The sequence below is a fragment of the Chitinivorax tropicus genome, from assembly GCF_014202905.1.
GTDB lineage: Bacteria > Pseudomonadota > Gammaproteobacteria > Burkholderiales > SCOH01 > Chitinivorax > Chitinivorax tropicus.
In genome coordinates this window covers 81230-92781 of the sequence record NZ_JACHHY010000001.1, presented here as the reverse complement: position 1 = coordinate 92781, position 11552 = coordinate 81230, and the positions used below count along the sequence as shown (strand labels likewise).

The 11552-nt window shown below is 53.7% G+C and carries 13 protein-coding genes; 11 read left to right on the top strand and 2 right to left on the bottom strand.

Features of this window, described 5'->3' with window-relative positions:
* Positions 1-490: 490 nt before the first annotated feature.
* Complete coding sequence (locus HNQ59_RS00285) at positions 491-1306, top strand: LabA-like NYN domain-containing protein (RefSeq protein ID WP_184033579.1); 816 nt, start codon at positions 491-493, stop codon at positions 1304-1306.
* 17 nt (positions 1307-1323) lie between these two features.
* Entirely contained in the window at positions 1324-1863 is a 540-nt protein-coding gene (locus HNQ59_RS00280; RefSeq protein WP_184033577.1) for a hypothetical protein, read from the top strand.
* Between the two features lie 89 nt (positions 1864-1952).
* Here the strand turns inward: HNQ59_RS00280 and HNQ59_RS00275 are convergent, their stop codons facing one another.
* Together HNQ59_RS00275 and HNQ59_RS00270 are read right to left on the bottom strand one after the other, a co-directional pair.
* The gene (locus tag HNQ59_RS00275; protein WP_184033575.1) at positions 1953-2873 is read right to left on the bottom strand and encodes a PP2C family protein-serine/threonine phosphatase; all 921 of its coding nucleotides are present in this window, start codon (positions 2871-2873) and stop codon (positions 1953-1955) included.
* A gap of 87 nt (positions 2874-2960) precedes the next feature.
* Entirely contained in the window at positions 2961-3908 is a 948-nt protein-coding gene (locus HNQ59_RS00270) for a serine/threonine protein kinase (protein WP_184033573.1), read from the bottom strand.
* Between the two features lie 148 nt (positions 3909-4056).
* On the opposite strand from HNQ59_RS00270, the gene HNQ59_RS00265 reads away from it, so the two are divergent.
* From HNQ59_RS00265 to HNQ59_RS00225, 9 genes are all read left to right on the top strand, one after another.
* On the top strand, positions 4057-4923 hold the full coding sequence (locus HNQ59_RS00265; RefSeq protein WP_184033571.1) for a YicC/YloC family endoribonuclease: 867 nt from the start codon (positions 4057-4059) through the stop codon (positions 4921-4923).
* A gap of 220 nt (positions 4924-5143) precedes the next feature.
* Entirely contained in the window at positions 5144-5767 is a 624-nt protein-coding gene (gene gmk / locus HNQ59_RS00260) for a guanylate kinase (RefSeq protein ID WP_184033569.1), read from the top strand.
* A 106-nt stretch (positions 5768-5873) separates the two neighbouring features.
* Positions 5874-6080, top strand: a complete 207-nt coding sequence (rpoZ, locus tag HNQ59_RS00255; RefSeq protein ID WP_184033566.1) for a DNA-directed RNA polymerase subunit omega — start codon at positions 5874-5876, stop codon at positions 6078-6080.
* A gap of 25 nt (positions 6081-6105) precedes the next feature.
* Entirely contained in the window at positions 6106-8301 is a 2196-nt protein-coding gene (locus tag HNQ59_RS00250; RefSeq protein WP_184033563.1) for a RelA/SpoT family protein, read from the top strand.
* Between the two features lie 56 nt (positions 8302-8357).
* Positions 8358-8561 (top strand): sulfur carrier protein ThiS, encoded by a 204-nt coding sequence (thiS, locus tag HNQ59_RS00245; RefSeq protein ID WP_184034093.1) that lies wholly within the window; start codon positions 8358-8360, stop codon positions 8559-8561.
* 66 nt (positions 8562-8627) lie between these two features.
* Complete coding sequence (locus tag HNQ59_RS00240) at positions 8628-9413, top strand: thiazole synthase (RefSeq protein WP_184033560.1); 786 nt, start codon at positions 8628-8630, stop codon at positions 9411-9413.
* A gap of 79 nt (positions 9414-9492) precedes the next feature.
* A complete protein-coding gene (gene trmB, locus HNQ59_RS00235; RefSeq protein WP_184033557.1) occupies positions 9493-10200 on the top strand; it encodes a tRNA (guanosine(46)-N7)-methyltransferase TrmB in 708 nt (235 codons plus the stop codon).
* Positions 10197-10811: a 2OG-Fe(II) oxygenase gene (locus tag HNQ59_RS00230; protein WP_184033554.1), complete on the top strand. Its 615-nt coding sequence runs from the start codon at positions 10197-10199 to the stop codon at positions 10809-10811. Before trmB ends, HNQ59_RS00230 begins: the two co-directional genes overlap by 4 nt.
* Positions 10812-10834: 23 nt before the next feature.
* On the top strand, positions 10835-11389 hold the full coding sequence (locus HNQ59_RS00225; RefSeq protein WP_184033551.1) for a hypothetical protein: 555 nt from the start codon (positions 10835-10837) through the stop codon (positions 11387-11389).
* Positions 11390-11552 lie beyond the last annotated feature (163 nt).

The window sequence follows — 11552 nt, the reverse complement described above, 5'->3', positions numbered from 1 at the left end:
GCAAGCGGGCTGTGGCCCAGCTGCAATCGGGGAACCAAATGTATCGTTCATCTGACCAAGGGTTGGGCGATGGTGCCAAGCCTCTCCGCAGTGTGTGATCGATCAAGTGTCAGGTGCTGTCATCAGGGCTGCCAGCCCTGTCTGGATGGTTGTTCGAGCACAAGGCGTGAGCGGAGCCGCTTGTGCGGTGCCTGTATTGCCCTGGAGATATGTCTGGCTGTGTGTCATAGTTTTTTGCAATTATTTCAGATTTGCGTCTAAACAAGCACTGTATTGGCTTTCCGTCCTATTTGCCGTGAGGTCGGGTGAAAAAAAAGCGGGGCATCACTCGGACTTGGGTTATCCTGCGCGGCTGCACGCGATTCAGGTGCATTCAGATTGAGTTGGTATCGACCACGTGGGGCCTCCTGCGTGCCAAAGCTGATTGTCAGGGTCAGTCTGATTAACCAATCATATTCATATCACAACAATTCATTTTTCAGAGGTAGCGATGCGCAGAGTAGGCGTATACGTTGATGCAAGCAATATTGGAATGAACGGCGGTCATGGCATGCGTTATGAGGTGTTACGAACCCTTGCCTGCCGGGCCGGTGGAGAGCCGCAACGGTTGAATGTCTATCTGGCGTTTGATGCCCAACGCGCTGAACGCGAGCCGGAATATCTGCAAAAGGCCAGTAATTATCAAGCTGCGTTGCGCGATCAAGGGTTCCGTGTAACGGTCAAACAGGTCAGACGGTTCTATGACGATGAGGGCATGGAAACCAAAAAAGCCAATGCCGACCTCGATATGGCGGTGGATGTACTGACGGAATCAGAGCGTCTGGATACCGTGGTTCTGGTGACGGGTGACGGTGACTTCGTGCAAGTGGCCAGAGCGCTGCAAAGCAAAGGCTGTCGTGTCGAAGTGGTGGCATTTGACAATGTATCCCGTGAATTGCGTGATACCGCAGATCAATACATCAATGGATTGCTGGTGCCCAATCTGGTGCCGGTGCGCAATGTCAACCCTGCCTCACCCAAGTGGGGGGAGATCGGCTCCCGCGTGCGAGGTGTCTGCCAGACGTATCAGGCCGAACAACGCTATGGTTTCATCCGCTATTTGAGTGCCGTTCCTGGTAGCATTGTGGTGGGCAATCAGCTGGAAGAAACGCGCTCCGCATTTTTCCGGGGTGGCGACTTGCCCAGCAATTTGAGCGAATCATTGCTACCCTCCCGCGATGTGATTCTGGAATTTGAATTGTCAGAGCCCGCCAAGATCGACGGGTTGCCGGTTGCACGTCGGATTGATGTCGTCGCAACCCTCTGACCTGTCAGGAGGTGAATATGCGTGTCGTACGGTGTCTGGTGTTGGTCATGTTGATCGGTACAGCGCACGCTACGGCCCGTGTTGAGCTGCCATTGCCTGCAGCTTCGCTTCTGCAGCCTGAGGTCATTGTGTTGTGGCTGCAGGCAAATGCCCGGGCTGCTGACACCCAGGGCGCTGAACGAGCCCGCCAGCAAGCAGAGGCGGCCATGCGGCAGGGTGATCGACAAGGCACCCTGCAATCACTTGAGCACAGCGCTCGCCTCGATCCTTCCCCTACTGCGTTGGTCGCATTGGCGGAAGCCCGCCTGAGCGAGCTAGGCAAGCGGTTCCCAGAAGGGGCTGCCATCGATCGTGATGCACTGCATCAAATCGGCCAGCTGTATCAATCTGCCTTGGCCAGCGAGCGGGCCTACCCAAGATTGGCGCGCGCCGCGCATGACACGCTGTACCAGCAGACGCAATGTCTGCATGCCTATCTGGCAAAGCGTACAGTGCCTACCCCTTGTCGTCCATTACAGCTGTTGGGTCTGACTACAGCAGAGATGCAAACCCAATAAGGTGGGGCCATCTGTGACGCCATGGCGGGCAGCTGATCCGGCGGTGACGTGTCATGTCTGTCGGCCAGGATCAGCATCCGTAGTAAAAATCACTTCGAGTATTTGGCAATCGTTGCCCTGATTTCAGCGATGGCTGCTTCGATGTCCATTTCGCTGACGCCTTTGTCTTCTTTCAGGATCTGATCGGCATTCAGCTCCTTCAGGCGAGTGGTGAAGCCGTCGAGCGGCAGGGTCTTGGTGTGTACTGCATTCTTGGTGTCCGCTGCTGTATCTTCTTCGAGCCAGGTAATCCCCAATACGGAGAGATTGTCGCCGTGCTTTCCACCACGCATTTCAGCGCGATCCATCAACTGTGGCAAGGCGTACAGCACCGGGTAGCTGCCCAGGAAAGCACACATCTCATCCGCAGGGAGCGGCCCCCAGAAACCATCGGTGCACAATACCAATGAATCGCCTTCATATAATGGCACTTTGCCGCCGAAGTCGATCTCAGGCGGAATCATGCCGCCCAGGCAGCTGTATATCTTGTTCCGTTCCGGGTGGCGCATGGCCTCTTCCTCAGTCAGCAGGCCATTTTCGACCATCTGCTGCACTTTGGAGTGATCCCGTGTGTGGCTGAGAATCTTGCCGTCGCGAAAGTGATATAGGCGCGAATCCCCGGCATGCGCCCAATAGGCGGTGCTGTCTTGAACCAGGCAGGCAATACAGGTGGTCCGTGGTGTTTCGAGCAGGTTGTGGTTGGTCGAATAATTCAGTATGGCATCATGCGCCTTGGTCAGTGCCTCCTGCAAGAAGGCCAGTGGCGCGGGCACCACCGGACGCGCTCGCTTCTGAAACAGCCCAGCCAATAATTCAATGGTGATCTGGGAGGCGACCTCACCGTGAAGGTGCCCGCCCATACCATCTGCAACAACCAACAGCAATGCATCCCGACTATATGAATAGCCGATGCGATCCTGATTGTACTTGCGCGCGCCGCGCCGGCTTTCTTGATAGATCGAGAACTTCATTTCAATTCAGAAATATGTTGTTGGTATAAGTATAGCTGCTTTCGGATGGCATTGGAACGCTGAAAACCATCAATTGGCATAATCGGGTCAAGCCTTCCGGATGCGTGCCAATGTCATTTTCAGGTTCGTCAATATGCCGGCTTTCGGAGGAGGCAGCGGTACCTGTGGTTTGAATGATAGAGCTTTTTGCAGCGCATGCACGCTTTGTGGGCGATCCAGATGATTCAGATGCAGGCACCAATCGACGATCTCCAATAATTCGTCGCTATACTTGCCTTTCCACAACTTCTTGGCGGAGACCAGCTTGTCTTCCTCCACCCGGGAATCAGCGGCCTGCGGGGCGAACCCGGCCATGCAGGCAAAAATGCTGGCGCCGACTGCGTAGATGTCGGTCCAGGGGCCAAGATTCTCCCGGTTCTTGTACTGTTCCGGCGCCGCGAACCCTGGTGTGTACATGGGGGTGAAGCGCTTGACTTCATTGGTCAAGGTCTGTCGAGCAGAGCCGAAATCCAATAAAACCGGGCTGCCATCACGCCGAATGTAGATATTCGCGGGTTTGATGTCGAGATGGAGCAGCTTGTTCAGGTGTACTTCCCGCAAGCCGTTGAGCATGTGGTAGAAAACATGGCGGATGATGTCCTCCCGCACCGACTGGTGCAGCTGGATCTCCCGTTGCAAGGTGCGCCCGCGCTCATATTCCATCACCATGTAGACGGTTTCATTGGCGCGAAAAAAATTCAGCACACGAACGACATTGGGGTGCTGGATATGAGCGAGCGTCTTGCCTTCCTCAAAAAAACACTTCAAGCCGAATCGAAAGGTGGCAAGTTTGTCCGGGTCCGTTGCGACAATCTTGTCACCATCGGTGCGTAACACCAGCGAGCTGGGCAGATACTCTTTGATCGCGACTGGACGGTCATTCTCGTCATGCGCGAGATATACCAAGCTGAAACCACCGGCAGAAAGCTGCTTGACGATGGTGTAATTCAGCAACTGATAGCCACGAGGTAGGGGCCGGTTGGATTGATTAGCCATCGCTGATATTTGTATATGGTATAGTTCTGAAAAACCAGGCAGTCATTTTCTCGGCTCTCTGCGTCGAAGTAAAGATACTAAGGTTAAGAAACCGCTAATATTTCCGCCGGCGGACCGGTCGGGATCGCCTAACGATGGGAGCAACTACATGATTTTTAGCATGACAGGCTTTGCAAATGCCAGCCGGGAACTTGGTGGTGTGTCGCTTACGCTTGATTTGCGCGCTGTCAACCATCGCTACCTCGAGGCGCAGTTTCGTATGCCTGACGAGCTTCGTGTCGTCGAACCGCAGATGCGGGAGCTGATTTCGAGCCGTTTGTCTCGCGGTAAGGTGGATTGCCGTATCCAGCTCAACATCCAGACTGGTGCGCAGACATCATTGTCGCTCAATCAGACCATGTTGGAGCAGCTCGTGGGCTTGACCCGCCAAGTCAAGCAGATCTTTCCGGATGCGGGTGATTTGAAAATGGGTGAATTGTTGCGCTGGCCGGGCGTCCTGGAGACGCAGGATGTGCCTGCCGAGTTATTGCAACAGACCGTGTTGGAGATGTTGGCGCAGGCACTGGACGACTTCACCGCCAGCCGTGGCAGAGAAGGGGCCAAGCTGGTGGAAATGATCTTGCAGCGTGTCGATCGGATGGAAGTGCTTGTCACCGAAGTGGAGCCTAAGATCCCAGCGTTGCTTGCTGCCTATCAGGAAAAAATCAGCCTGCGACTCAAAGAGGCCATGGTCAATGGCGAGGATGACCGCATCCGCCAGGAATTCGCCTTGTTCGCGCAGAAAATCGATGTGGATGAGGAGATCTCCAGATTACGAACACATCTGAGCGAATTACGCCGGATTTTGAAAGCTGGTGGCACGGTAGGCAAGCGGATGGATTTTCTGATGCAGGAGCTGAATCGCGAGGCGAATACCTTGGGGTCGAAATCAGTCTCTGCTGAAGTCTCGCAGACTTCGATGGAATTGAAGGTGCTGATCGAGCAGATGCGTGAACAGATACAAAACATCGAGTAAGGTCAAAACTGTCTGATGCATGCACATCTTTGTCTGACTTGCCCCTGCCGGAAGAGGACTTGGATGTACTGCATGAGAATCATGCGGATGGCTCGCACCGAGACCGTTTAATTGATCCGCACGCAATAAGGGCTTGCTCGTCCGTACAGCCGGGCTTCCTTTGTGTTAAATTGAAATATTGAAGACTGCTGGGTTGCCTCACAACCCGATCAAGCTCACTATGCAACAAGGTACAATTTTCATCGTGGTGGCGCCGTCTGGCGCGGGTAAGACCACTTTGGTCAATGCGCTGCTGAACGCAGACCCTCACGTCAAACTTTCTGTTTCCTATACCACTCGCGCGCCGCGCGAGGGTGAGGTGGATGGCAAACATTACCATTTTGTCTCTCGCGATCTATTTCAGGAGATGATCAATCGAGGTGAATTCCTCGAATGCGCAGAGGTTTATGGTAATTACTACGGTACGTCGCAGCGCTGGATCGCTGATCAGCTCGCGCTGGGAAATGACATTCTGCTGGAGATCGACTGGCAAGGTGCGCATCAGGTACGCAGATTGTTTCAAGATGCGATTGGTATTTTCATCCTCCCGCCGTCCCTCGAAGCGCTGGAAAACCGCCTGCGTGGGCGGGGAAAAGACTCCGAAGAAACCATCCAACGTCGCCTGGCGGCAGCCCGCGATGACATCTCGCATGTTGATGAATTTGACTACGCCGTCATCAATGAGTCACTCGACGTGGCCTTGGATGACCTGCTGGCAATTGTCCGTACCCAGCGTTTGAAGCTGCTCCGACAGGCTGAGCGCCATCGAGATCTGTTTTCGGAATTGAAAGGCGGCGCGTTCTGACGCTCGCCCGGGCAAGTCTCCTGTGTGGCAGAGGCTTGGATGCCCGCCATATATGCCACACTTTCATCTTTAAACCTTGAATCTTTTATTATCTCGGGACTGAATCATGGCTCGTATCACTGTTGAAGACTGCCTGCACAAAATCGCCAACCGTTTTGATCTGACACTGGCTGCCACCTATCGCGCTCGCCAACTGGCCTCTGGTGCAACCCCTTTTGTCGAGCCCGGCAAGGACAAGTTCACTGTGCTGGCATTGCGTGAGATCGCTGCCGGCCATGTTGGCTCGGAAATCATGAATCGCGGCCAGGCTTGATTGCGTTTTCATAGCGGAGTGGAGCATGCTGGGTACGCAATCGACGATCCCGTCCACACGCCCTCAGGTCGGCACCGCCGACCTGGATCCGCTGTTGCCTGAAGCACAGGCGTTACTCGCCAAAGTTTCTGCCTATCTGAAGCCGGATGAAGTCACCTTGCTTGAGGTGGCGTACCGGTTCGCGGCCAAGGCCCATGCCGGGCAATTCCGCAAAAGCGGTGAGCCGTATATCACGCACCCGATTGCGGTCGCTGGCATCCTGTCCGAGTGGTTCCTGGATTCTCAGGCATTGTGTGCAGCACTCATGCATGATGTCATGGAGGATACCGGCGTCACCAAGCTCGAAATCGCCGAGCATTTCGGGCGCCCGGTCGCGGATCTGGTAGATGGTCTTTCCAAGCTGGAGCGGCTCGAATTCCAGACCAAGGAAGATGCGCAGGCTGAAAATTTCCGGAAGATGCTGTTGGCCATGGCGCGGGATATCCGCGTCATCCTGATCAAGCTGGCGGATCGGCTTCATAATATGCGTACGCTGGATTCCATGAATCCGGACAAGCAGAAGCGGATTGCTCGTGAGACCATGGAGATCTATGCGCCAATCGCCAACCGTATTGGTTTGAACAGCGTCTATCAAGAGCTGGAAGACCTGAGTTTCCGCTATGTCCACCCGCATCGCTATGCTGTGTTGTCCAAAGCCATGCGTGCCGCCCGGGGCAACCGTCGGGAAGTCGTGGGTAAGATCGCGGACGCGGTACGTAACAAATTGGCAGATGCCGGGCTGGATTCGACGATATCAGGCCGCGAAAAGCACTTGTTTTCGATCTATCAGAAGATGCAGGAAAAGCACCTGACCTTTTCTGAGGTGCTCGACATCTATGGCTTTCGTGTGATCGTGAAGGATGTGCCCTCCTGCTACTTGGCTCTGGGTGCGCTACATGGTCTGTATAAGCCGATTCCTGGCAAATTCAAGGACTATATCGCCATTCCCAAGGCCAACGGCTATCAGAGCCTGCACACGACGTTGTTTGGTCCTTATGGCACCCCTGTCGAGATCCAAATCCGCACGCAGGAGATGCATAAGCTCGCTGAGGCGGGCGTAGCGTCGCATTGGATCTATAAATCTGGCAATGTCAGCATCAACGAGGTGCAGCAGAAAACGCACCAATGGCTGAAAAGTCTCCTGGAGATCCAATCGGAGAGCGGCGATTCCGTTGAGTTTCTTGAGCATATCAAGGTCGATCTGTTTCCTGATGAGGTGTATGTCTTTACGCCCAAAGGCAAGATCATGGCCATGCCGCAGGGTGCAACAGCAGTGGATTTTGCCTATGCGGTGCATACTGACATCGGCAATCGATGCATCGCGGCCAAGATCAACTATGAGCTGATGCCCTTGCGTACCATTCTGCGCAATGGAGATCGGGTCGAGATCATCACCGCCAGTACAGCCCGACCTAATCCGTCATGGCTGAATTTTGTTGCCACCGGCAAAGCGCGGTCGCATATCCGTCACTTCCTTAAGACCATGCGTTATGAGGAATCGGTTGCCTTGGGCGAACGGCTGCTCAATCAATCGCTACATGCATTGAAAACCGAACATGTGGAGGTCGATGAAGTATTGTGGGAGCGCTTCCTGAAGGAATCCGGCGATCGCTCCAGGCAGGAAATCCTGTCTGACATCGGATTGGGTAAGCGACTGCCGGTCGTGGTGGCGCGGCGGCTCTTGCAGATTTCTGGTCAGATGCCTAATGAAGCCCATAAGCCAGACCCCATCACCATTTATGGCACGGAAGGAATGGCGGTACAGTTTGCTCCTTGCTGCAACCCGATTCCGGGTGATCCTATCATTGGTGTGGTCAAGAAAGGGCAGGGGTTGGTGGTGCATACCCACGACTGCCCGGTTTTGCAGAAAAGCAGACCTGATCCGGACAAAATGCTAGATGTACAGTGGGACCCGGCTGTCAAGCGGATGTTCGATGTGGCGGTCAAAGTGCTTGCCGTGCATGAGCGGGGCGCTCTGGCGCAGATTGCTTCGACCATTGCGGACGAGCATGCCAACATCCAGAATGTGCATATGGAAGATGAGCCCAATCAGAGTGCTTATACCACGTTGAATTTCACCTTGCAGGTTGAGCATCGGCAACACCTGGCCAAGGTCATGAAAGCGTTGCGGCAGCTGCAGGTTGTGGTTCGGATCAATCGCATGCGTGCCACATCAGCCTGAGACCCGGGTTGCGGTGTTACAATGTATCCCTTTTCCTCAATTTCTCTATGACTACCGTGATTGAAGTCATGATCAATGGTCAGCCGCGACATTTCGCGGCGGCGGTGTCCCTCACAGGGCTGCTCGCAGAGCTGGATCTACTCGGAAAGCGTGTTGCCATCGAGCGCAATGGTGAGATCGTACCGCGCAGTCAATTTGACGCCCTCACCATCGCTTCTGGGGATTCGTTCGAGATTGTGGTAGCGGTTGGTGGCGGTTGACAGACGCCCGGCCCCAGCTACTGATAGTCCAATTGGTTCAAACCCATTTCTTCCTAGGCATCTCACATGGACGCATTAACCATCGCAGGCAAGGCCTATGCCTCCCGTTTGCTGGTCGGCACAGGCAAGTACAAAGATTTTGACGAGACGCAGGCTGCGATTGAAGCCAGTGGCGCAGAGATCGTTACGGTCGCAATCCGACGTGTCAATATTGGGCAAGACCCCAATCAACCCAATTTGCTGGATGCCATCCCGCCTTCCCGCTATACCATTCTGCCCAATACAGCAGGTTGTTATAGCGCAGATGACGCCGTGAGGACACTTCGGTTGGCGCGGGAGCTGTTGGATGGCCATTCATTGGTGAAGCTCGAAGTATTGGGCGATCCCAACACATTGTTTCCGAATGTGCTGGAAACCATCAAGGCTGCAGAAACGCTCGTCAAAGAAGGTTTTGATGTCATGGTATACACTTCGGATGACCCGATCATCGCCAAGCAGCTGGAGGAGATCGGCTGTTGCGCCATCATGCCATTGGCCAGCCTGATCGGGTCCGGCATGGGCATCCTCAACCCGTGGAATCTGCGCCTGATCATCGAGCAGAGCAAGGTCCCCGTGTTGGTGGATGCAGGTGTGGGCACGGCATCCGATGCCGCAGTCGCCATGGAATTGGGCTGTGATGGCGTATTGATGAATACCGCCATCGCGCATGCCAAGTCTCCCGTACTGATGGCCAGCGCCATGCGAAAAGCGGTGGAGGCGGGCCGCGAAGCCTATCTCGCAGGGCGCATGCCAAGAAAGCTCTATAGCGCAGACCCCAGCTCACCCATGAGTGGCCTGATCGGTCGGTCTTGATTCTGACCGTACCCCCGTTCTGTATTCGTATGACCCGTTGCCGGCATAGCATGCCGGCAACCTTTTTCAGATGCTCACCATGTCCGACGACGTTTATACCAATCCTGATGACCCGAAATTACGCCCAATCCGCAGCTTTGTATTGCGCCAAGGGCATCTTTCAACCGCGCAGCAGCGTGCAATCGACGAAGGCATGCCGCGTTGGGGTGTACCTTATCAGGCACAACCTTTGGACCTCGATGAAGTCTTTGGTCGCACTGCACCCAAGGTTCTGGAAATAGGCTTTGGGATGGGCGGAGCAACAGCGGACATCGCCCAGACCATGCCGGATGTTGATTTCCTTGGCATCGAGGTACACGGCCCTGGGGTTGGCAATATGCTGAAATTGATAGCGGAACGTAATATCACCAATATCCGTGTCATGCGACATGATGCCGTGGAGGTGATGGATCATATGCTGGCGGATGGCGTACTGGATGGCTTCCACCTGTTCTTCCCTGATCCCTGGCATAAAAAACGCCATAACAAGCGTCGGTTGGTACAGCCAGCCTTCGTCGAGAAAATTGTGAAGAAACTCAAGCCTGGTGGTTATATCCACATGGCGACAGATTGGGAAGACTATGCCATTCAGATGCTGGAAGTGCTCAGCGCCAATGGCGAACTGATCAATACTGCGTCGGGCTATGCTGACAAGCCCCGCTATCGCCCACAGACGAAATTCGAAGCGCGCGGGCTGAAGCTGGGCCATGGTGTCTGGGATCTGGTCTTTCGGCGGCGATCCGCATGAGCTTTTCCGGCGCTTTACTGAGCCAGATCACCGATGGGCTGGTCGATGTTGGATATGTGGTCATCCCAGACACTTTTTCCGCCTACGAAGTAGCGGCATTGGCGGCAGATTGTCGGCAAGGCTGGCGCAATGGCTTGTTCCATGCTGCTGCAGTAGGGCGGGGGGAGCAAGAGCGGATCGCACCGGACATCCGGGCCGACCATGTCCGCTGGTTGGACATGGAAACCGCGACGCCACATCAGCTCACCTATCTGGATAAGATGGAATCCTTGAGACAGTCTTTGAATCAATCGCTGTATCTGGGATTGTTAGAGTTGGAAACACACTTTGCCATTTACCCTGAAGGTGCTTTCTATAAAAGACATGTCGATAATTTTCGTGGCACCGGGCAACGGCAGATTACGACTATCTTGTATTTGAATGAGCAATGGCAACTGGGGGATGGAGGTGAATTGCGGATTTATCTGGATGAATCAAATGCGGATTCATATATTGATGTGCCCCCCAGAGCGGGTACCATGGTCGTTTTCCACTCCCCTCGTTTTTACCATGAGGTGTTGCCTGCCAAGCGTGAAAGAATGAGTCTGACGGGGTGGTTTCGCACTCGCTGATGAGGTTTTGAAAAGTCATTCTCATGGTGATAAATCACCACTTGCTTAAATATTTATGGTCGGAACAATTTGCATTTGAATCACATGTAAATACACAATACATTTCCTTAATAATGAATGATCAAGGGAGTGCTGAAATGAATGTTTCGAAACTGGTTGCTGGGGCGATGATGCTGGGCGCAATGGGCTTGGCGAATGCAACCACCAAAAATGGCACTTGTTTCTATACGTCGATTATCGAGCCTGGTGCGTCGACAACCAAGGTGGGTAATCGCGTTCAAATCAATGTAAAATTCATCACCAGCCGTGACTTCTTCAATACCGCTGGTTGTGGCACATTTGATAATGTGCCAGTCATCATCGTTGATCGGAGTACCGGTCGTCAGGTGGCGGAAAGCCAATTGATTGCCAATAACAATCCTAACCAGACTTATGGTGGTCAATGGATTACACCAGCCATCACCATCTCCACCCAAGGCTGGGCGACTGGGTCGTATGACCTGGTTGGTTATGTTGGGTTTAATGGTTGGTATCACGATACCAATCCTTCTCCCTTTCAATTGCACCTAACCAATTAAATCTAATTAAATTTGGATTCAAGCCAAGAAAAATCAGCGGTCAATTTTTCTTGGCTGACCACGCCGAATGATTCAATAGCGTCATTTCTCGCTATGCGGGTTTTGTATTTCAGTCAGATAAGTTCATCCATTGAGAGACAGGATTCACGCTGTCAGACCTGTT